A 21,053-nucleotide genomic window follows, 5' to 3' on the forward strand; every position below is an offset into this window, starting at 1 on the left:
GGGGGACGGAGAAGGCTAGGTGGGCCTGGCGACGGTTGTCCAGGTTCAAGTGCGTAGGCTTGAGAGTTAGGTAAATCCGGCTCTCTTTAAGGCTGAGACACGACGTCGAGCGCCCAAGGGCGTGAAGTCATTGATGCCATGCTTCCAGGAAAAGCCTCTAAGCTTCAGATAAGTTGGAATCGTACCCCAAACCGACACAGGTGGTCGGGTAGAGAATACCAAGGCGCTTGAGAGAACTCGGGTGAAGGAACTAGGCAAAATGGTACCGTAACTTCGGGAGAAGGTACGCTCTTGACGGTGAAGTCCCTCGCGGATGGAGCTATTGAGAGTCGCAGATACCAGGTGGCTGCAACTGTTTATTAAAAACACAGCACTGTGCAAAATCGTAAGATGACGTATACGGTGTGACGCCTGCCCGGTGCCGGAAGGTTAATTGATGGGGTTAGACTTCGGTCGAAGCTCTTGATCGAAGCCCCGGTAAACGGCGGCCGTAACTATAACGGTCCTAAGGTAGCGAAATTCCTTGTCGGGTAAGTTCCGACCTGCACGAATGGCGTAATGATGGCCACGCTGTCTCCACCCGAGACTCAGTGAAATTGAAATCGCTGTGAAGATGCAGTGTACCCGCGGCTAGACGGAAAGACCCCGTGAACCTTTACTACAGCTTGGCACTGAACATTGAGCCTACATGTGTAGGATAGGTGGGAGGCTTTGAAGCAGGTACGCCAGTATCTGTGGAGCCGACCTTGAAATACCACCCTTGTATGTTTGATGTTCTAACTTAGCCCCGTTATCCGGGGTGAGGACAGTGCCTGGTGGGTAGTTTGACTGGGGCGGTCTCCTCCCAAAGAGTAACGGAGGAGCACGAAGGTGGGCTAATCACGGTTGGACATCGTGAGGTTAGTGCAATGGCATAAGCCCGCTTGACTGCGAGAATGACAATTCGAGCAGGTGCGAAAGCAGGTCATAGTGATCCGGTGGTTCTGAATGGAAGGGCCATCGCTCAACGGATAAAAGGTACTCCGGGGATAACAGGCTGATACCGCCCAAGAGTTCATATCGACGGCGGTGTTTGGCACCTCGATGTCGGCTCATCACATCCTGGGGCTGAAGTCGGTCCCAAGGGTATGGCTGTTCGCCATTTAAAGTGGTACGCGAGCTGGGTTTAGAACGTCGTGAGACAGTTCGGTCCCTATCTGCCGTGGGCGTTGGAAGATTGAAGGGGGCTGCTCCTAGTACGAGAGGACCGGAGTGGACGAACCTCTGGTGTTCGGGTTGTGATGCCAATCGCATTGCCCGGTAGCTAAGTTCGGAATCGATAACCGCTGAAAGCATCTAAGCGGGAAGCGAGCCCTGAGATGAGTCTTCCCTGGCACTTTAAGTGCCCTTAAGGGTTGTTCGAGACTAGAACGTTGATAGGCAGGGTGTGTAAGCGCTGTGAGGCGTTGAGCTAACCTGTACTAATTGCCCGTGAGGCTTAACCATACAACACCCAAAGGGTTTTGATGGACTCAATGTAAGAACATTGAATGTGTAAGAACGTAAACAGCTTTCCGAATTATTAAGTTCTAGGAACTAGGGTCTAGGCACTCACTTCTAGGAACTTAAACAAAATTTGCTTGGCGACCATAGCGATTTGGACCCACCTGATTCCATGCCGAACTCAGAAGTGAAACGAATTAGCGCCGATGGTAGTGTGGGGCTTCCCCATGTGAGAGTAGGACATCGCCAGGCTTTGAACATTATCTGTTTAAAGCACGTTTTAGATAAGACTTTAAATAGACCACTGCGGAGTGGTAGTTCAGTTGGTTAGAATACCGGCCTGTCACGCCGGGGGTCGCGGGTTCGAGTCCCGTCCACTCCGCCACTTATTAGAAAGCCCAGTCGAAAGACTGGGCTTTTTTACGTTTAACGCTCCCGAAAGTGCTGTGCACTTTTTCGCGGGCCGGAATGCCGGACCATCGAGTCCCACTTCGCCACTTATACTAAGCCTTAGTCGAAAGACTGAGGCTTTTTTACGTTTAACGCTCCTGAAAGTGCTGGGTTCGTCTGCTCGACGGTTTTATACAGACAAGAAAAAGCCAGCACGTTGGCTGGCTTCGAAGAGAGGGCTGACGAGATTAAAGAATAATGTCTCGTACTTCAGGATCTTTGCGTTCTAGGTAGTGTGTCGATTTAATGCGACGAATGGTGCGGCAGCGTCCACGGATCAGTAAGGTTTCTGTGGTGGCGATGTTACCTTGGCGGGTAATGCCCTCAAGCAGGTCACCTTTGGTGATGCCAGTGGCAGAAAAGACGACGTTATCGCTGCGAGCCATCTCTTCCATAGTCAGCACAACATTGGCTGTCACGCCCATTTCTTCGCAACGTTTTAGCTCAGCAGCGCCGTAGATGCGGTTTTCTTCGCTATCACCTTTAACTTCATGTCTAGGTAGCAAACGGCCATGCATATCACCATCGAGTGCACGGATCACAGCGGCAGACACCACACCTTCTGGTGCGCCGCCAATGCAGTACATCATGTCGACTTCACTGTCAGGCAGGCAGGTAAGAATAGAGGCGGCCACGTCACCATCAGGCACGGCAAAAACGCGTACACCCATTGCTTGCATCTCAGCAATCACCTTATCGTGACGCGGTTTTGCTAAGGTGATCACCACAAGTCGATCGAGCGGCTTGTTGAGCGCTTCAGCGACGTTAATAAGGTTCTCTTTGAGTGGTTTATTGAGGTCGATACAGCCTTTTGCGCCTGGCCCCACAACCAGTTTTTCCATGTACATATCTGGGGCTTTTAAGAAGCTGCCTTTTTCACCTGCGGCCAGAACAGCCAGCGCATTGGACTGGCCCATGGCTGTCATGCGGGTCCCTTCAATTGGGTCAACCGCGATATCGACACAATCACCACCTGTCCCTACTTTTTCACCGATATACAGCATAGGCGCATCATCGATCTCGCCTTCACCAATGACAATCTCACCTTCGATTTCTGTTTTATTAAGCAGGGTACGCATCACTTCGACAGCGGCACCGTCGGCGGCGTTCTTATCGCCACGGCCAAGCCATTTATAACCCGCTAGGGCTGCGCCTTCGGTAACTCTAGAGAATGCCATTGCTAAATCGCGTTTCATGATGACTCCAACTGGTAGGAAAAACTGAACAAAATTAAATCGCCGCGATTTTAGCACATCACTAGGGAAACGTTTGCCTTTTTGGTTCAGCAGGGTTGAACTGGATCAAACCAGGGGCAGGAAAACGGGCGGAACTATTCATTCTTCTGGTCTTGTAAACTCTGAGTCAAATTGCGTTGTTTTTTTAATCGAATGACGCAGATTTGCAAATATAGGGCGTGTTTAAAGCGGCTTGGCTGAGTAGAATGGAAGGTAAATGGGTTTGTCATGTCGTATGACCCAACCATCCAGAGAATGATTAAAAAGGTAGGCAACGATGTCTTTTGAAGTACTAGAAAAACTAGAAGCAAAAATCCAAACCGCGGTTGATACTATCACTCTGCTTCAAATGGAAGTGGAAGAGCTTAAAGAAGAAAAGCAGAAGCTAGCAAATGAAGCGAACGAGCTGCGTACAAGCCGTGAAGAGTTGGTCGCGCAAAATCAGCAGATGCAACAAGAACACACAGCATGGCAAGAGCGCATCCGCAGCTTGCTAGGTAAGATGGAAGACGTTGAGTAATCATCGTTTCTGTAGACTAAAAAGGGTTGGCACAGTGCCAACCCTTTTTGCTTTGGTATCTGTCAGATTAGACCTGAGGGCGCACGCCCAAAGTGTGGCAAAGTGCGTAGGTCATTTCGGCGCGGTTGAGAGTGTAGAAGTGGAAATCTTTCACACCTTCACGACTTAGGATACGCACCATGTCGATGGCTTGGCTCGCACCCACCAATTGGCGAGTGGTTGGGTCGTCATCCAGCCCTTCAAATTGTTTCGCCATCCAGCCAGGGACTTTGACGTTATTCTGCGCGGCAAAACGTGAAGCTTGTTTAAAGTTGGAAACAGGAAGGATGCCCGGAACAATTTCGACATCAATGCCAGCCGCAACACTGCGATCACGAAAGCGTAGGTAGCTCTCTACATCAAAAAAGAACTGAGTAATGGCGCGGTTTGCGCCTGCATCGACTTTACGCTTGAGGTTCAGCAGATCCGACTGCGCACTTTTTGCTTCAGGGTGTACCTCGGGAAAGGCTGCAACAGAGATATCAAAGTCGTGACGTGATTTAAGCAGTTCCACGAGATCGGAGGCGTACATATCCGGTTTGCCACCACCAGGAGGAATATCACCGCGCAGTGCGACGATGCTTTCAATACCATTGTTCCAGTAATCGTCAGCAATCTGAATGAGCTCGTCACGGCTGGCATCGATACAAGTGAGATGAGGGGCCGCAATTAGGCCGGTCTCGGCTTTGATCTCTTTAATGATGGAGTGAGTGCGATCACGCTCGCCGGAGTTGGCGCCGTAGGTAACAGAGACAAATTTAGGCTTAAGGGTTTTGAGGCGATGAACCGAGTTCCACAGCGTCTCTTCCATTTTTTCGCTGCTCGGAGGAAAGAACTCGAATGACACATTGATGTTGTTCGATAGCTCGGCAATATTTTGGTTTAAAGCGTCAATATGACTCGCGTGTGTGTATCCCATCTTTCTCTCTCCGTGTGGCGACCCTATCCGTAGGTAACTGCAGCCCCAACATTCAATTTGATTAAATCGACGTTTAGACGTCTATATGTCCACAGAATGTATTGAATACGTTTTAATGTCAACACTCCCACCATGAATTTTTTTCAAGTTCACAATGAGAGAATTTGAAGTGCGCGCAGAACGACGCCCGAATAAGAAAACAGGTTGCCGAAGCAACCTGTGAAACTAGAGAAAACTGGACAACAAGTTAAGGTCTGATTGAATCGCGCCTGAGGTCACTTCTCGACCCGCCCCCGGTCCGCGAATGACCAGTGGGTTGTCCTTATACCATTTGCTCTCAATCGCAAAGATGTTGTCGCATGGTAACAGGTTGGCCAAGGCGTGCTCTTTGCTGAGTGCTTCGACACCCACTCGAGCTTTACCGTTCTTTTCCAGTCTGGCGACGTAGCGTAGCACTTTGTCTTCACGTTGCGCTTTCTCTAGCCTTTCTGCTAGCTGTTCGCTGAGCTGTTGGCTGTTATCGAGAAAGTCATCCAGTGAGAGTTCGGCCAGTTCATCGGGCACTAAGCTCTCGACTTTGACCGATTCAGGTTCAATCTCGAGACCGGCTTCTCTGGCTAAGATGACCAGCTTGCGCATTACGTCAGAGCCATCGAGATCTTGCCTAGGGTCTGGCTCTGTTAAGCCTTGCTGCCACGCTAAATCGACCAACTCGGCAAACGGTACGCTGCCATCATATTGTTGGAACAACCAAGAGAGGGTGCCAGAGAAAATCCCTGAGACCGCATAAATGACATCGCCACTCTCACGCAAATCGCGTACAGTGTGGTTGATCGGCAAGCCTGCACCGACGGTGGCATTGTAGAGCCAATGGCGGTTTATTTTGGCAAACGCATCTTGCACTTGGTGGTAGTAAGCACTTGAGGCTGAGCCGGCAACCTTATTAGCAGAGATAAGATGCATACCTTGCTCAGCGATATCGAGGTAGCGCTCAGCTAACTCTTTGCTCGCCGTCACGTCGAGTACAACCACATCGTCATAGCCCTGAATCGCACCGAGGCGCTGAATCCACTCGCCTTGCTGATATGGGATAGACTCTTCATCGAAATGCTCACTGACCGCGCTAGGTTCGATGCCTTGGTCATTAAACCAATAGGTTTGACTGTCGATCACCGCCACGAGCTCAAAACTCATTCCACGACGCTTTTCTAGCTCTGCTTTTTGTTCTGCAAACAGGGTTAACCAACTGGAGCCAATGTTGCCTTTGCCGCATAGGGCGATGCCGACTCGTTTTTGTGCTTGGAAAAGTTGATTGTGAATCGCCTTAACGAGTGGTTCGGTTTCGGTGCGGCGTAAGACAGCCACCAAACTGAGACCGGAACGAGATTCAGAGATGAACTCGACAGGCGATGACTTGAGCTTCTGGTAAAAGCCGTAACAGTGGTTGGCGTTGTTGGTGACACCAGCGCCTACGGCAGCGACAAGGGCGTAGCCCTCCTTGAGTTTAATTTCTGCTGCGATGGCGGAATCTTGTAAGAAGCCTAAAGCGCCCCCTGCAATTTCCGAGGTATAAGCAAGGCGTAATGAGTGCTTATCCGCTTGGACTTCATAAGTCAAAGGTTCAAGTTGGGCGCGTTTCAAACTGCTCAGCACTTCTTTTTCCATGCGATTGAAATCATGGCCAGAGGCGAAGTTTAACTGAATCAACAACACGTCATTGAGTGAGGAGATGATCTTGGCACCACGCCCAGAGGCGAGGACGCGCTCAATGCGGCTAGAGCCAGATTCAGGGTCGTAACTGCAGCGCAAGTGTAAGTCCATCGTACTTTGAGCGACAGGCTGCAAGGTACGGCTATGCAGCACGGGGGCGGCAAGGCGTGCCAGTTCACTTGCTTCATCCAGTCGCAATAGGGGCAGAAGACAAGCATCACTGACAAGGCGAGGGTCTGCGCTGTATACGCCAGCAACGTCACTCCAAATCGTGACGCGACTGACCTCTGCGAGCGCGCCAATCACGGTGGCAGAGTAATCGGATCCGTTTCGGCCAAGCAGCACGGTTTGGCCTGCTTGGTTTTGCGCCATAAAGCCGGTAAACACCAGACGACGCTGTGAGTGTTGCGCCAAAATTTCCTTCAGTAGTGGGTAGGACTGACCACGATCCACTTCAGGTTGCGTGCCGGTTTCTGCCCGTAAGAAAGTGCGAGAGTCTTGCGCGATGGCTGGTAAGCCCGCTTGATTCAATAGCGCAGCGAGCAGTCTTGAGGACCACATTTCACCGTGGCCAAGTACCGCAGCTCGCTCCGCCTCGCTTAACGGGGCGCTTAATTCGCCGAGGGTGGTGAACTCGTCTTTGAGCGTCGCCAGCATGTGCGCTTGTTCGTCGTCACTGTCAATCAAGGCTTCGATAAGCCCTGTTTGGAATTGTCGTACCGACTGCAACGCTTCATGGGCAAGGCGGCCGTCTTTATAGAGCGCTTCGGTAAATTCAATCAAATGATTGGTGGTTTTACCGGCCGCTGAGACAACGATCAGATCATCGCTGCCAGAGTATTCTTTGAGTATGGTGACTACCCGGCGGTAGCACTCCGGATCCGCTAAGCTGCTACCACCAAATTTATGCAGTTGACGCGATGTCGTCATTACGCGGACTCCTTCACACAGTTAAAGGCTTGCTTGAGATCGTCAATCAGGTCATCGGCATCTTCAAGACCGACAGACAGACGCAGCAGTTGCTGAGAGACACCTGCCTCGGCCAGTGCCGCTTCTCCCATCGCACGGTGGGTCATTGACGCTGGGTGACAAATGAGGCTTTCTACGCCGCCTAGCGATTCTGCAAGCGAGAAGAGTTTCAGCTCACCGACAAACTGTTTCAGTTCTTCAAAGCTGCCAGCGAACTCGAAGCTGAGCATAGAACCAAAGCCTGATTGTTGTTTCTTAGCGATGCCATGGCCAGGGTGATCCGGCAAGCTTGGGTGATAGATGCGGCCGACCAGTGACTCTGTTTTCAGAAAGTCGAGAATGTTTGCCGAGCTTTGTTCATGCACTTTCATTCGTGCGCCTAACGTGCGGATGCCGCGCAGCGTCATGTAGCTATCAAACGGCGTGCCGGTGGCCCCAATGCAGTTGCCCCACCAAGCCAGTTCCTCAGCGTGCACTTTGGTTTTGGTGATCACCACGCCGCCAATCACATCGGAGTGACCGTTGATGTATTTGGTGGTTGAGTGAATAACGAAATCCGCACCCAGTTCGAGTGGCTTCTGAAAAATCGGGGTTAAGAAGGTATTGTCAACCGCGACCAGTGCGCCGACTTGTTTCGCTTGCTGGCAGACTTTCTCGATATCCACCACACGCACCAAAGGATTTGATGGCGTTTCCAACAGGATAAGCTTGGGTTTCTGGTTGATGGCGGCGGTCAAGGCTGCGTCATCGGATTGGTCGACGAACAACACGTTGAAGTCGCCTTTTTGCGCACGGGTATTGAAGAGTCGATAGGTGCCACCGTAGCAATCGTGTGGCGCGACAATCAAATCATCTGGCCCGACAAACGCAGACACCCAAAGGTTGAGCGCTGAGGTGCCACAGTTGGTCACCACTGCGCCTTCTCCACCTTCTAATTCATACAGCGCCGTTTCAAGCAGGCCACGGTTCGGGTTGCCAGAACGCGTGTAATCGTATTTCGGCACTTCACCAAACGCCGGAAATCCGTAATTGGTCGAGAGATAAATAGGGGGAACGACAGCGTGATGTTGGGTGTCTGACTCGATACCAGTACGTACCGCGATGGTGGCGGGTTTGCGCGTGCTCATAGCGTTTTCCTTGCGAACAGTAGTGACTTGTTTTAGGGAATGCGATATACCTGTTGCTTATCAGGTGTATCCGGCACCCAATGTGGTGTAGTGCTGCGACACACTCACAGTTTGGGCCGATTCCACTCCTATCGCCAACCACTTTACTTCTCATTTTTTAAGACGTCAACACTTCTAGACGTCTATATGTCTTTGCTTGTAGCCATAAATACCGTTAAAATTGTGGTTTAAACACTCATACGCAAATATAAAGGTGCGCAATGGCAGACTGGAATGGCGAATACATTAGCCCATACGCAGAACACGGTAAGAAAAGTGAGCAAGTGAAAAAAATCACGGTCTCCATCCCACTTAAAGTCCTTAAGGTATTAACAGACGAGCGTACGCGCCGCCAGATCAACAACCTGCGTCATGCCACCAACAGTGAGTTGTTGTGTGAAGCGTTCTTGCACGCTTACACAGGTCAACCATTACCGACGGATGAAGATTTGCGTAAAGACCGTCCAGATGATATTCCCGCTGAAGTGAAAAAGCTGATGACGGAGATGGGGATTGAGTTTGAGGCGTTTGACGACTAACGCTCGCCCTGTTTTGCACCGAATTTGAATGCAAAAGCCGCTGACATCGTCAGCGGCTTTGTTGTTTTTGCTCAGCCAGAGACAAAGGTCGTGGCTGGTAGTGGGCGTCAAGGTTACTCGATATCCATGTAATGGTCAGGCAGCTCAATGCGTGCCACCCCGGATTCTACCGCGGCTAACGCGACCGCTTTGGCGACGCGGGGGAGTAGTCTTGGGTCCATCGGTTTTGGAATAATGTAGTCTGGGCCAAACGAGAGTGAATCCACACCCGCGGCGGTCAGAACATTGGCAGGGACCTCTTCCTTCGCCAGTTGACGGATCGCCGCTACGGCAGCGAGCTTCATCTCATCGTTGATCTCGCTAGCACGTACATCCAGTGCGCCACGGAAAATAAACGGGAAGCAAAGTACGTTGTTGACTTGGTTCGGGTAGTCACTGCGACCTGTACCCATAATGAGGTCATTGCGTACATCATGAGCGAGCTCAGGTTTGATCTCAGGATCTGGGTTAGAGCAGGCAAACACGATGGGTTTGTCGGCCATCAATTTAAGATCATCTGGCGATAACAGGTTAGGACCAGAAACGCCAAGGAACAGATCGGCGCCTTCGATGACATCTTGCAGCGTACGTTTGTCGGTGTTGTTGGCAAACAGTTGTTTGTATTCGTTGAGATCATCACGTCGAGTGTGGATCACACCTTTGCGATCCAGCATGTAAATTTTCTCGCGCATCGCGCCGCACTTGATCAGCAGCTCCATACAAGCGATGGCAGCCGCACCGGCGCCCAGACAGACAATCACGGCGTCTTCCAGTTTTTTACCTTGCAGCTCAATGGCGTTTAACATGCCAGCAGCCGTCACAATGGCGGTACCGTGTTGGTCATCATGGAAGACTGGCACATCACAGCGCTCAATTAATTGTTTTTCGATTTCAAAGCAGTCTGGCGCTTTGATGTCTTCTAAGTTGATGCCGCCAAAGGTATCCGCGATGTTGGCGACCGTGTCGACAAACTCATCGATGGTGCGATGTTTGACTTCGATGTCGATGGAGTCCAAACCTGCAAAGCGCTTAAACAGCAGGGCTTTGCCTTCCATCACGGGCTTTGATGCCAGTGGGCCAAGATTACCTAGGCCAAGAATCGCTGTGCCGTTGGAGATCACTGCCACCATATTGCCTTTTGCAGTGTACTTATAGACATTATCGGGGTTTTGAGCGATCTCTCGTACCGGCTCGGCCACGCCTGGGCTGTAGGCGAGCGCGAGATCTTGCGCGGTTTCTGCTTGGGTGGTCAGCTCGACAGAGATCTTGCCTGGTTTTGGAAAGGCATGGTAGTCGAGCGCTTTTTGGCGAAATTGTTCTTCAGGGGTCAGGTCTTGACGGTGGTCATCAGGCATAGAAATAGGTACTCGTTAAAATGATTCAGCACAAAGGGGGTTAATCATTTTAGAGGAACTGAGTCAAGCTGCCTAGGTCAGAATGCGAGCGAGTAGGGTAATATGTGGGAAACGACTGGAGATTAGACCAGATAGAAAGAGATATGACTGCGGGTTTTGCTGTGAATAGGTTAATTGCTCTAAATTTCTGGCAACAAAAAAGGACGCCGCAGCGTCCTTTTTCCTATCCGCGAGAAGGAATTACTTCTTACCGCTTGATAGAGCACCGAAACGCTTGTTAAAGCGATCTACACGGCCGCCTGTATCAACGATACGTTGCTTACCAGTGTAGAATGGGTGACATTTGTCACATACGTCTAGGTGGATTGATTCTTTGTCTAGAGTAGATTTGAACTCAAATGTGTTGCCACAAGAACAAGTTGCTGCTACTGCTTTGTATTCTGGGTGGATTCCAGCTTTCATGGGGTAACCTCAATATAGGCCGTGTCGCTATCCGATTCAGAGCCGGACACCACACGTAGTTAATGTAAAATGGATTTAGGACACCGCTGCCAGAGCAGCCATATCTCTAAGGCGCGATATAGTAATGAATAGTACGCCTAGGATCAACCGATTTGGGGCAGAAATCGCTACTTTTTTAGCCGCTGCAGGAGAGGGAGAGGCATGGATGTTATCGCGAAGTGGCGTTACCCGCGCCTCCTCATACAGACACTGAGATGCGCTGGCTTTTCTCACTCTGCCTTTTCCCTTAGACTAAACGCGTCATCGACCTGCAGTGAAAGACTGAATGAGACCCACCATCGCCCGAGTCGCGTTACCCGTACCACTAGATAAACAGTTTGACTATCAAATCCCTGGACACCTTTTTCCAGTGATTGGTGGGCGCGTGTCTGTGCCTTTTGGCCGTCAAACCTTAGTCGGTATCGTGACGGCCTTGGTGCAGCAGTCATCGCTGCCGATGGACAAAATCAAGCCGATTAAGCAGGTGCTCGACAGTCAACCTGTTTGGCCTGACTCGTTATATACCTTGTTGCACTGGTGCAGCCACTTTTACCAATATCCACTTGGCGACACCTTAGCCAATGCGATGCCCAGCGCCCTGCGTAAGGGAAAACCGGCCGACTTTACCGCCGTGGTGGAATGGCAACTGACGCCAACCGGACGCGATCAATTGATGCATGGATTTGGCCGAGCGGTTAAGCAAGCCAAAGTGATGCAGATGCTGCAACACGGACCGACGTCACACCAACGTTTTGTTGATGAAGAGGTCAGCACTAGCGTGCTGCGCGCGTTGACAGACAAAGGTTGGATTGAGTCGATTGAGCGCAAGCCTCATTTTGCTAAGTGGGGTGCTGACATTGAAGCCGATGTCGAGAAACCAAAGCTGAATGAAGAGCAAGCGATCGCCATCGCGACGGTCAACAGTTTCAGCGGTTTTGGCTGCTTTTTGCTCGAAGGGGTGACCGGTTCAGGTAAAACCGAGGTGTACCTCAACATGATTAAGCCAGTCCTCGAACGGGGTCAGCAGGCTTTGGTGTTGGTGCCGGAAATCGGCCTGACGCCACAAACCATCAATCGCTTTCGAAAGCGTTTTAACGTGCCGATTGAGGTAGTACATTCTGGATTGAATGACACCGAGCGCCTCAATGCCTGGTTGTGCGCGCGCGATAAAGTGGCCGGCATTGTGATTGGGACGCGATCTGCATTGCTGACGCCTTTTGCTGATCTGGGCATTATTATTGTCGATGAAGAGCACGATAGCTCTTACAAGCAGCAAGATAGCTTGCGCTACCATGCGCGCGATGTGGCGGTCATGCGCGCCAACAAAGAGCAGATCCCGATTGTGCTTGGTTCAGCAACGCCCGCGTTAGAAACGCTGCACAATGCGCTGTCTGGCAAATATCATCATCTGCATTTGTCTCGCCGAGCAGGCAGTGCGGTGCCCACCACCAATCAAGTGATTGACGTCAAAGGGCTCTATTTAGAGGGGGGCCTCTCTGCGCCACTGATCGCTCAAATGCGCAAGCACCTCAACGCAGGCAATCAGGTGATGCTGTTTTTAAATCGACGCGGCTTTTCCCCGGCTCTGATGTGTCATGAATGTGGCTGGATCGCGGAATGCAAGCGCTGCGACGCCTACTACACCTACCATCAGCACAGCAGCGAAATTCGCTGTCACCACTGTGGCTCTCAGCAGCCGACGATCCACCAGTGCCAAGGGTGTGGTTCCACTCAACTGGTCACTGTTGGGGTGGGAACCGAGCAGCTAGAGAAACAACTGCATACGCTCTTTCCAGAGCAGAAAACCATTCGTATTGACCGCGACAGCACGCGGCGCAAAGGCAGCCTAGAAGAGGCGTTAAGCGCCATTCGACGCGGTGAATATCAGATTCTGATCGGCACGCAAATGCTCGCCAAAGGGCACCATTTCCCGGATGTGACGCTGGTGGCGCTGTTGGATGTCGATGGCTCACTCTACAGCAGCGACTTTCGAGCCTCTGAGCGTTTAGCTCAGCTCTTCATTCAGGTGGCAGGCCGAGCGGGGCGTGCCAGCAAACCCGGTGAAGTGTTGCTGCAAACCCACCACCCAGAGCACAGCCTATTGCAAGCACTGTTGAAAAAGAGTTATCGGGACTTCGCCGAGGTGGCCTTAGCAGAGCGAAAACTGGCGGCGTTGCCCCCGTATTCGTTTTTAACGCTGTTTCGTTCGGAGGCGAACCAATCTGAGCTGGTGGAAGAGTTCCTACGCCAAGTCCGCTTTACTTTAGAATCCCACCCTCTGTTTGATTCCGGCTGCATGGTGCTGGGCCCGACACCCGCCCCGCTTGCTAAACGTGCGGGTAAGTTCCGTTGGCAATTACTGCTGCAAACCGAGCAGCGCTCGTTAATGCAAAAGCTGCTGGCCAGTGCTAAGCCGGCTATCGAGTTGCTGCCGAGCGCGAAAAAGGTCCGTTGGTCGGTCGACATCGAGCCTCAAGACTTGAGCTAACACGCCGATTAGTTTAAATAAGGGCAGGGACGATAGGCGCTGTGAGCTGATTTCGTTCTTTTTCATTTATTTGTGATCTGGCTCTCTTTTATAGTTCGGGTTTTGTTAAATATCCCGTAACTTTCTGTTTCGAAATGAATAAACTAGTTGTTTGGAAAGGGATAGGCGAAGCGAACCTTGGCAAGAGCCAAACGATTGCGTTTCGCTGCCAATAAGAGTGGGCATCAGCCTACCATCATCATAAGCGGTGCAGGATTGACCCCGTCATCACCACACCAGACGCTATGATCAAGGCAACAAGGTTTAGGTGGCTAAAGCGCTACATCTTTAATTAAGAGGGTTAATAACTTATGGCGACAATGAAGGATGTTGCCCAGCTTGCGGGAGTGTCGACGGCGACGGTATCACGGGCGTTGATGAATCCCGAGAAAGTCTCTTCTGCGACGAGAAAACGCGTCGAAGAGGCGGTGCTTGAAGCTGGCTACTCACCCAACTCGCTGGCGCGCAATCTGCGTAGAAACGAATCAAAGACCATCATCGCGATCATCCCAGACATTTGCGATCCCTATTACACCGAAATCATTCGTGGCATTGAAGATGCGGCTATGGAGCACGGTTACATCGTATTGCTTGGGGACAGCGGCCAACAAAGAAAGCGTGAAAGCTCTTTTGTGAACTTGGTATTCACTAAGCAGGCCGATGGCATGCTGCTGCTCGGTACGGATTTACCGTTTGATGTTAGCAAGGCAGAACAAAAGAATCTGCCGCCGATGGTCATGGCGTGCGAATTTGCGCCTGAGTTAGAGTTGCCCACCGTACATATTGATAACCTCACTTCCGCATTTGAAGCGGTCAACTACCTGACTCAGATGGGGCATCGCCGTGTCGCGCAGATCTCGGGGCCAGAGAGTGCTCTACTGTGTCAGTTCCGTCACCAGGGTTATCAACAAGCGTTGCGCCGCGCGGGCCTAACGATGAACGAACACTATTGCGCAGAAGGCAACTTCACATTTGAAGATGGTGCGAAGGCGATTCGTCAGTTGTTGGCCTTATCTGAGCCGCCGACAGCGGTTTTTTGTCACAATGATATGATGGCGATTGGTGCGATTCAGGAAGCGAAAAAGCTTGGGCTTCGCGTGCCACAAGATCTATCGGTTGTGGGTTTTGATGACATTCAGTTTGCGCAATACTGCGATCCACCACTCACGACGATTTCTCAGCCGCGTTATGAAATCGGGCGTCAGGCGATGCTGATGATGCTTGAGATCCTCCGTGGCCACGACGTGCGTGCCGGCTCTCGACTGCTCGAAACAGAACTGGTGATTCGAGATAGCGCCGCGCCGCCGCGCGTCCTCTAGACGACTTGAATGGTCATTGAGCCGCCGGGCGCGCTGGCCGCGCCACTTTGCGGCCAGTTTTGCTGAGCCGCTTCCAATTCCGGTCTGTCCTCACACACAAATCTGCTTTAACATAGCGAGCAGTTGTATTGAATGGTTTGATAATCAGTTGTGGCGAATAGAGATTACGTAAAGCGCGGCAGTAGCCGTAAGCCGACTAAAAAAGCCGCCCCGCGCCGCAAGAAACCGTGGCGCAGTGGTTTGTTGGCCATCGTCTTGGTCTCGGCGTTCGGTTATGGGTTGTATCTACTCAGTAGCGATCCTGAGCCGCCTGCGCCGATGGTTCAACCCGCGAAGCCTACCCCGAAACCCAAAGCGAAAAGCAGCCAAACTCTCCCTCCTCCGCCAGAAGAGAAATGGGACTATGTCGAGTCGTTGCCGAGTCGTGAAGTGGAAGTGAAAGCCAAAGAGCTGGTGGTGTCTGAGATTCCCTACATCATGCAGTGCGGCGCGTACAAAACCGCGCAGCAAGCTGAAGCGCGTAAGTTGGATATTGCTTTCCAAGGCATCAACAGCAAAATTCGCAAAAAAGAAGACAGCAGTTGGTATCGCGTGGTGCTTGGTCCATACAAATTTAAGCGTGACGCAGAGCGTGATAAGCACAAGTTACAGCGCGCCAAAATCGAGCCTTGTGCGATTTGGAAAGAAGCACAATAAACGCCGACGTCTAATGCGTTCAAAGTCAAAACATCGCCCCGCCTTCTTGTCGGGGCGATGTCTTTTCTACCCTTGAATTCTGTTTTTCATAGCCTCATATAAAGACTAACATCCAAATGAATAAAGTATGAGGCCCCACCGTGACTACCATTGTATCCGTACGTCGTAACAACAAAGTCGTCATTGCTGGTGATGGACAAGTATCGCTGGGTAACACAGTGATGAAAGGCAACGCACGTAAAGTTCGCCGTTTGTACAACAACAAGGTACTTGCGGGATTTGCCGGTGGTACTGCCGACGCGTTTACCTTGTTCGAACGTTTTGAAAGTAAGTTGCAAATGCATCAAGGTCATTTGACCAAAGCGGCGGTTGAGCTGGCCAAAGATTGGCGCAGTGACCGTGCGCTGCGCAAGCTTGAAGCTTTGTTGGCCGTCGCTGATGAGACGGCATCGTTGATCATTACCGGTAATGGTGATGTGGTGCAGCCAGAAAACGATTTGATCGCGATTGGTTCTGGGGGCAACTTTGCGCAAGCGGCAGCGACGGCGCTGCTCGAAAACACCGAACTCGACGCCCGTGACATCGCGGAAAAGTCGCTCAAAATTGCTGGTGATATCTGTGTGTTCACCAACCATCACCACACTATCGAAGAACTAGAAATCCCGCACAGCGCTGCGAAGTAAAAAGCAAGATAGTGGTCACTACATTTAAGGAATTCAATTATGTCTGAAATGACTCCTCGCGAAATCGTCCACGAACTGAATCGCCACATCATTGGCCAAGAAAACGCAAAACGCTCTGTGGCGATCGCGCTCCGTAACCGCTGGCGTCGTATGCAGCTAGAAGAAGGCTTGCGCAGCGAAGTAACACCGAAGAACATTCTGATGATAGGGCCAACGGGTGTGGGTAAAACTGAAATTGCCCGTCGCTTAGCCAAGTTAGCCAATGCGCCCTTCATCAAAGTTGAAGCCACAAAGTTCACGGAAGTGGGCTACGTGGGCAAAGAGGTGGAGACCATCATTCGTGATTTGACCGATGTGGCGGTCAAAATGACGCACCAACAGGCGATGGAAAAAGTGAAGTTCCGCGCCGAGGAGCAAGCCGAGGAGCGCATTCTTGATGCGCTATTGCCGCCAGCACGCGATGCTTGGGGTCAGAATGAGCAGCAAGACGAGAGTTCGTCGAATACTCGTCAAATGTTCCGCAAAAAACTCCGTGAAGGCAAACTTGACGACAAAGAGATTGAGATTGATGTCGCTGCGCCGCAAATGGGCGTCGAGATCATGGCGCCTCCTGGCATGGAGGAGATGACCAATCAGCTTCAAGGCATGTTCGCCAACTTAGCCGGTGATACTAAGAAGAAGCGTAAGCTGAAAATTAAAGATGCGTTCAAAGCGGTGACCGAAGAAGAAGCCGCGAAGCTGGTCAATCAAGAAGAGCTCAAAGAACAAGCGATCTTTAACGTCGAAAACAACGGCATCGTGTTTATCGATGAGATTGATAAAATCTGTAAGCGCGGCGAAAGCTCTGGCCCGGATGTGTCTCGTGAAGGTGTACAGCGTGATTTACTGCCGTTGATTGAAGGCAGCACGGTCTCAACTAAACACGGTATGGTCAAAACCGATCATATTCTGTTTGTTGCATCGGGCGCTTTCCAAGTGGCGAAGCCATCGGATCTGATTCCAGAGCTGCAAGGTCGTCTACCGATTCGTGTCGAGCTGGAGGCGCTCTCTAGCCACGATTTCAAGCGCATCCTAACGGAGCCTAAAGCATCACTGACCGAGCAATACTGCGCGTTGATGAAAACCGAAGACGTTGACATTGAGTTCACCGAAGAGGGTATCACCCAGATTGCAGAAGCGGCATGGACGGTCAATGAAACCACCGAGAACATCGGTGCACGCCGTCTGCACACTGTGATGGAGCGCTTGATGGATGAAATCTCCTTTGAAGCGACCGACAAGGCAGGCTCTAAGCTGGTGATTGATGCGCAATACGTGAAAGCGCGCTTGGGTGAGTTTGTCGAAGACGAAGATCTCAGCCGCTTTATTCTGTAAGTGCGATAGACACTCACAAACGAGGCACAAGATAAACAAAGCCCGCTCAGTTGAGCGGGCTTTCTATTTTTAATAGACGGAGGCTTAGATCATAAAGATAAAAATCACCGCCAACGCTGAGATAAGGGCTGCGAAGAAGTAGCAGGCAATTTTGCCGACGACACCCGCATGGATTTTAAGATCATGCATGCCGTGATGGACACGGTGCATGGCATGCCACATGGGTAGAGCCAGTGTGCCGATGATAAACAGCGCACCGATGATGCTGGTGGTAAACTCGGACACGCGCTCATAGCTCAATGCGTCTGCGCTGATGATGCCCAGCGGGGCCAACACACCTAAGACTAAGATAGTCACAGGGGTGATCATCGCGAACCAGGTGCCGCCAGCGCCAAATAGCCCCCACCATACTGGCTCATCACTGCGTTTAGGGGCTCTGTTAACGTTGAAATTTGAATTCATGATTACGGCTCCTTACACCACCGCGAGGACGACGAGAGAGATAAACGCCACCGCTGCCCACTGAGTGAGAACGACGATCTTTTTATCAACGGGTTTGCCTTTTAAGCGAATCGGCATCACTTGCGGCATCATGCTAAAGAAGGTTTGGGCATGCAGTAAACTGCCAGCCAACGCCACAATGTTGATGGCGATGACCACTGGGTTTGCCATAAAGCCAAGCCAGCTTTGCCACGCTTCTGGGCCTTTGACCAGCGAACCCAATCCGATGGTGAGGAACAGAGTAAACAGCACCAAAGGCAACACCGTTGCTTCACGCAACATGTAGAAGCGGTAAAACGGATGATCTTTCCACCAGGTGCGTTTCACTTCACGAACGTAAGGTTTACGGTTACTCATCCTTATGCCTCCTCTTTTGCAGGTGTGCCGTCAGGCTTTAACATAGCAATCACGAAGTCCATCGAGGATTCGACTTTGCCTTGGTTCACCGCCGCCGCAGGATCCACGCTCTTCGGACACACTTCTGAGCAGTAGCCGACGAAGGTACAGCCCCATGCGCCATTGTCACCGTTGATCAGCGCCATGCGCTCGGCCTTACCGTTGTCGCGGCTGTCGAGGTTATAACGATGCGCCAAGGTGAGGGCCGCAGGGCCAATGAACTCAGGATTAAGACCAAACTGAGGGCAGGCGGCGTAACACAAACCACAGTTGATGCAGCCAGCAAATTGCTTGTATTTGGCCATTTGCTCAGGCGTCTGTAGGTTAGTGCCGTCTTCGGGTTTACGGTCGTTTCCTATGATGTAAGGCTTGATGGCTTCAAGACGCTCAATGAATGGCGTCATATCGACAATCAAATCTTTTTCGATAGGGAAGTTTGCCAACGGCTCGATTTTGACGCCATTTGGGTAGTCACGCAGAAAGCTCTTACACGCCAGTTTTGGCACACCATTGACCATGATGCCGCAAGAGCCACAAATCGCCATGCGGCAAGACCAGCGGTAAGAGAGCTCTTTGTCTAAGTTGTCTTTGACGTAACCAATTGCATCAAGGATGGACATGGTTTCATCAAACGGCACTTGGAAGGTTTCAAAGTGCGGTTCGTTGTCGGTTTCTGGGTCATAACGCAGAATGTCGACTTTTTGAATGCGGTTGGCTGACATTAGGCTTTCTCCTCTGCGTTTTTCTCGGCGGCTTCTTGTGCGGCGGCTTTTTCAGCAGCTTCACCGTAGAGGCGTGCTTTCGGCTGTGACTTGGTGATGGTGACATCACTGTAGTCGATGCTTGGCGCTGCATCCGCTTGATAGAAGGCGAGGGAGTGCTTAAGAAAGTTCACGTCATCGCGCTCTGTGCAGCCATCATCAAGACGCTGGTGGGCACCGCGAGACTCTTTACGCAAAATCGCCGAATGTACCATGGCTTCCGCCACTTCAAGGCCGTACCCCACTTCGATGGCGTAGAGCAGATCGGTGTTGAACACCTTACCTTTGTCCTTGATGCCAATACGCTTGTAGCGCTGTTTGAGCTCGGTGATTTTATCTATGGTTGCTTGCATCAGATCTTCTTGACGATAGATGCCGCAGCCCGCTTCCATGGTGTGACCCATTTCCGTGCGAATATCCGCCCAGTTTTCGTCACCTTCTTGATTCATTAGGGCTTGAATACGGGCTTCCACCTCTTTGATTTGCGCGTCAATCGCGGCGTCATTCCAACCTTTGAACTCGGCGGCGCGCTGCACGGCTTGCTCGCCCGCCACGCGGCCAAACACAACAAACTCAGCCAGGGAGTTTGAACCTAAGCGGTTTGCGCCATGCAGACCAACAGACGCACACTCACCGACCGCAAATAGGCCTTTGATGCGTGTTTCACACTGGCCATTGGTTTCGATCCCGCCCATGGTGTAGTGAACCGTTGGACGAATTGGGATGGGCTCTTTGGCTGGGTCAACGTTAACGTAGGCTTTAGCCAGTTCACAGATGAATGGCAAGCGCTCTTGGAGGTACTCTTCACCGAGGTGGCGCAAATCAAGGTGGACCACATCTCCGAGTGGGTGCTTGATGGTGTTGCCTTTTTGCTGCTCGTGCCAGAACGCTTGGGATACTTTGTCGCGTGGCCCGAGTTCCATGTATTTGTTCTTCGGCTGACCCACCGGTGTCTCTGGTCCCATGCCGTAATCTTGCAGGTAGCGGTAACCGTTTTTATTGACGATGATCCCGCCTTCACCACGACAACCTTCGGTCATGAGGATACCAGTACCAGGTAGACCGGTTGGGTGGTATTGCACGAACTCCATATCACGCAGTGGCACACCATGACGATACGCCATCGCCATGCCATCGCCTGTCACGATACCGCCGTTGGTATTACAGTGATACACACGACCCGCTCCGCCCGTGGCCAGTACCACAGACTTGGCTTTGATGGTGACCAGTTCCCCTTCCGACATATGAATGGCAATCAGACCTTGCACTTCACCGTCATCCACCAACAAGTCAACGACAAAATACTCATCAAAACGGTTGATGTTGTCGTATTTCATCGAGGTTTGGAACAGGGTGTGCAGCATGTGGAAGCCAGTTTTATCCGCGGCAAACCAGGTTCGCTCGACCTTCATACCGCCAAAGCGGCGCACGTTGACTTCGCCGTTTTCTTTCCGACTCCAAGGGCAACCCCATTGCTCCATCTGGATCATTTCGCGCGTGGCGTTTTCAACAAAGTACTCAACGACGTCCTGTTCACAAAGCCAGTCACCCCCACCCACGGTGTCGTTGAAGTGGTTGTCTAGGCTGTCTTCATCCTTGATAACTGCGGCTGAGCCACCTTCTGCAGCAACCGTGTGGGAACGCATAGGATAGACTTTTGAAACCAAAGCGATGTTTAAATCGGGATTTGCTTCAGCTGCTGCAATAGCAGTTCTCAGACCAGCGCCGCCGGCGCCGATGACTGCGATATCTGTGGTAATGGTTTGCACAGTTATCCTCCAGTGTGAAAGTGCGGATGATTCCGCTTGTTATTGTTGCTTTGGGAAGCCCCCAAAAGTGGTAGGGGTAGTGTAGAAGAGCCACTCTAGGGAA

General features: G+C 51.4%; 17 protein-coding genes, 1 tRNA gene and 2 rRNA genes. 10 read left to right on the forward strand and 10 right to left on the reverse strand.

The annotated features are described in order from the left end of the window. The 3 genes from AC6R0S_RS02285 to AC6R0S_RS02295 all read left to right on the forward strand — a co-directional run. Positions 1–1,485 (forward strand): 23S ribosomal RNA (locus AC6R0S_RS02285); the annotation flags it as partial. 133 nt (positions 1,486–1,618) lie between these two features. Further along, positions 1,619–1,734, forward strand: a 5S ribosomal RNA gene (rrf, locus tag AC6R0S_RS02290). A 56-nt stretch (positions 1,735–1,790) separates the two neighbouring features. After that, positions 1,791–1,867 (forward strand) — tRNA-Asp (locus AC6R0S_RS02295). Between the two features lie 253 nt (positions 1,868–2,120). On the opposite strand, the gene glpX is transcribed toward AC6R0S_RS02295, so the two are convergent. Beyond that, on the reverse strand, positions 2,121–3,128 hold the full coding sequence (glpX, locus tag AC6R0S_RS02300; protein WP_334555688.1) for a class II fructose-bisphosphatase: 1,008 nt from the start codon (positions 3,126–3,128) through the stop codon (positions 2,121–2,123). Between the two features lie 316 nt (positions 3,129–3,444). Between glpX and zapB the strand changes: the two genes are divergently transcribed. After that, positions 3,445–3,687: a cell division protein ZapB gene (zapB, locus tag AC6R0S_RS02305; RefSeq protein ID WP_334555687.1), complete on the forward strand. Its 243-nt coding sequence runs from the start codon at positions 3,445–3,447 to the stop codon at positions 3,685–3,687. A gap of 67 nt (positions 3,688–3,754) precedes the next feature. Here the strand turns inward: zapB and metF are convergent, their stop codons facing one another. The 3 genes from metF to AC6R0S_RS02320 form a co-directional block, all read right to left on the reverse strand. Then, positions 3,755–4,645, reverse strand: a complete 891-nt coding sequence (metF, locus tag AC6R0S_RS02310) for a methylenetetrahydrofolate reductase (RefSeq protein ID WP_487902563.1) — start codon at positions 4,643–4,645, stop codon at positions 3,755–3,757. 225 nt (positions 4,646–4,870) lie between these two features. Continuing rightward, positions 4,871–7,285, reverse strand: coding sequence for a bifunctional aspartate kinase/homoserine dehydrogenase II (locus AC6R0S_RS02315; protein ID WP_500637128.1), 2,415 nt, complete (start codon positions 7,283–7,285; stop codon positions 4,871–4,873). After that, positions 7,285–8,451 (reverse strand): O-succinylhomoserine (thiol)-lyase, encoded by a 1,167-nt coding sequence (locus AC6R0S_RS02320; protein ID WP_500637129.1) that lies wholly within the window; start codon positions 8,449–8,451, stop codon positions 7,285–7,287. The genes AC6R0S_RS02315 and AC6R0S_RS02320 overlap by 1 nt, the downstream gene beginning before the upstream one ends. A 260-nt stretch (positions 8,452–8,711) precedes the next feature. On the opposite strand from AC6R0S_RS02320, the gene metJ reads away from it, so the two are divergent. Next, a complete protein-coding gene (metJ, locus tag AC6R0S_RS02325) occupies positions 8,712–9,029 on the forward strand; it encodes a met regulon transcriptional regulator MetJ (protein WP_334555683.1) in 318 nt (105 codons plus the stop codon). 113 nt (positions 9,030–9,142) lie between these two features. Here the strand turns inward: metJ and AC6R0S_RS02330 are convergent, their stop codons facing one another. After that, entirely contained in the window at positions 9,143–10,423 is a 1,281-nt protein-coding gene (locus AC6R0S_RS02330; RefSeq protein WP_487902566.1) for a malic enzyme-like NAD(P)-binding protein, read from the reverse strand. Positions 10,424–10,663: 240 nt separating this feature from the next. Further along, entirely contained in the window at positions 10,664–10,885 is a 222-nt protein-coding gene (gene rpmE / locus AC6R0S_RS02335) for a 50S ribosomal protein L31 (protein WP_334555681.1), read from the reverse strand. Positions 10,886–11,210: 325 nt separating this feature from the next. Between rpmE and priA the strand changes: the two genes are divergently transcribed. From priA to hslU, 5 genes are all read left to right on the forward strand, one after another. Continuing rightward, positions 11,211–13,412 carry a primosomal protein N' gene (gene priA, locus AC6R0S_RS02340; protein WP_500637130.1) on the forward strand — a complete coding sequence of 734 codons (2,202 nt, stop codon included), beginning with the start codon at positions 11,211–11,213 and terminating at the stop codon, positions 13,410–13,412. A 350-nt stretch (positions 13,413–13,762) separates the two neighbouring features. Beyond that, positions 13,763–14,770 (forward strand): DNA-binding transcriptional regulator CytR, encoded by a 1,008-nt coding sequence (gene cytR / locus AC6R0S_RS02345; RefSeq protein ID WP_500627047.1) that lies wholly within the window; start codon positions 13,763–13,765, stop codon positions 14,768–14,770. Between the two features lie 150 nt (positions 14,771–14,920). Beyond that, entirely contained in the window at positions 14,921–15,466 is a 546-nt protein-coding gene (locus AC6R0S_RS02350) for an SPOR domain-containing protein (protein ID WP_500637131.1), read from the forward strand. A 140-nt stretch (positions 15,467–15,606) separates the two neighbouring features. Next, entirely contained in the window at positions 15,607–16,149 is a 543-nt protein-coding gene (hslV, locus tag AC6R0S_RS02355) for an ATP-dependent protease subunit HslV (protein WP_487902569.1), read from the forward strand. 39 nt (positions 16,150–16,188) lie between these two features. Continuing rightward, a complete protein-coding gene (gene hslU / locus AC6R0S_RS02360; RefSeq protein ID WP_500637132.1) occupies positions 16,189–17,523 on the forward strand; it encodes an ATP-dependent protease ATPase subunit HslU in 1,335 nt (444 codons plus the stop codon). A gap of 84 nt (positions 17,524–17,607) precedes the next feature. Here the strand turns inward: hslU and frdD are convergent, their stop codons facing one another. The 4 genes from frdD to frdA are packed head-to-tail and all read right to left on the reverse strand — an operon-like array spanning position 17,608 to position 20,950. Next, positions 17,608–17,985 carry a fumarate reductase subunit FrdD gene (gene frdD, locus AC6R0S_RS02365; protein ID WP_500637133.1) on the reverse strand — a complete coding sequence of 126 codons (378 nt, stop codon included), beginning with the start codon at positions 17,983–17,985 and terminating at the stop codon, positions 17,608–17,610. A gap of 12 nt (positions 17,986–17,997) precedes the next feature. Continuing rightward, complete coding sequence (frdC, locus tag AC6R0S_RS02370) at positions 17,998–18,381, reverse strand: fumarate reductase subunit FrdC (RefSeq protein ID WP_500637134.1); 384 nt, start codon at positions 18,379–18,381, stop codon at positions 17,998–18,000. A gap of 2 nt (positions 18,382–18,383) precedes the next feature. Further along, the gene (locus AC6R0S_RS02375) at positions 18,384–19,142 is read right to left on the reverse strand and encodes a succinate dehydrogenase/fumarate reductase iron-sulfur subunit (protein ID WP_334555672.1); all 759 of its coding nucleotides are present in this window, start codon (positions 19,140–19,142) and stop codon (positions 18,384–18,386) included. Beyond that, positions 19,142–20,950 carry a fumarate reductase (quinol) flavoprotein subunit gene (gene frdA / locus AC6R0S_RS02380; protein WP_500637135.1) on the reverse strand — a complete coding sequence of 603 codons (1,809 nt, stop codon included), beginning with the start codon at positions 20,948–20,950 and terminating at the stop codon, positions 19,142–19,144. The genes AC6R0S_RS02375 and frdA overlap by 1 nt, the downstream gene beginning before the upstream one ends. Between the last annotated feature and the right edge of the window lie 103 nt (positions 20,951–21,053).

This window comes from Vibrio sp. R15-SG3-ISO1B (assembly GCF_059833835.1).

Excerpts from the sequence above, each read along its gene's own strand:
- glpX (WP_334555688.1), bottom strand. The coding sequence starts at position 3,128 with ATGAAACGCGATTTAGCAATGGCATTCTCTAGAGTTACCGAAGGCGCA.
- zapB (WP_334555687.1), top strand. The coding sequence starts at position 3,445 with ATGTCTTTTGAAGTACTAGAAAAACTAGAAGCAAAAATCCAAACCGCG.
- metF (WP_487902563.1), bottom strand. The coding sequence starts at position 4,645 with ATGGGATACACACACGCGAGTCATATTGACGCTTTAAACCAAAATATT.
- AC6R0S_RS02315 (WP_500637128.1), bottom strand. The coding sequence starts at position 7,285 with ATGACGACATCGCGTCAACTGCATAAATTTGGTGGTAGCAGCTTAGCG.
- AC6R0S_RS02320 (WP_500637129.1), bottom strand. The coding sequence starts at position 8,451 with ATGAGCACGCGCAAACCCGCCACCATCGCGGTACGTACTGGTATCGAG.
- metJ (WP_334555683.1), top strand. The coding sequence starts at position 8,712 with ATGGCAGACTGGAATGGCGAATACATTAGCCCATACGCAGAACACGGT.
- AC6R0S_RS02330 (WP_487902566.1), bottom strand. The coding sequence starts at position 10,423 with ATGCCTGATGACCACCGTCAAGACCTGACCCCTGAAGAACAATTTCGC.
- rpmE (WP_334555681.1), bottom strand. The coding sequence starts at position 10,885 with ATGAAAGCTGGAATCCACCCAGAATACAAAGCAGTAGCAGCAACTTGT.
- priA (WP_500637130.1), top strand. The coding sequence starts at position 11,211 with ATGAGACCCACCATCGCCCGAGTCGCGTTACCCGTACCACTAGATAAA.
- cytR (WP_500627047.1), top strand. The coding sequence starts at position 13,763 with ATGGCGACAATGAAGGATGTTGCCCAGCTTGCGGGAGTGTCGACGGCG.
- hslU (WP_500637132.1), top strand. The coding sequence starts at position 16,189 with ATGTCTGAAATGACTCCTCGCGAAATCGTCCACGAACTGAATCGCCAC.
- frdD (WP_500637133.1), bottom strand. The coding sequence starts at position 17,985 with ATGAATTCAAATTTCAACGTTAACAGAGCCCCTAAACGCAGTGATGAG.
- frdC (WP_500637134.1), bottom strand. The coding sequence starts at position 18,381 with ATGAGTAACCGTAAACCTTACGTTCGTGAAGTGAAACGCACCTGGTGG.
- AC6R0S_RS02375 (WP_334555672.1), bottom strand. The coding sequence starts at position 19,142 with ATGTCAGCCAACCGCATTCAAAAAGTCGACATTCTGCGTTATGACCCA.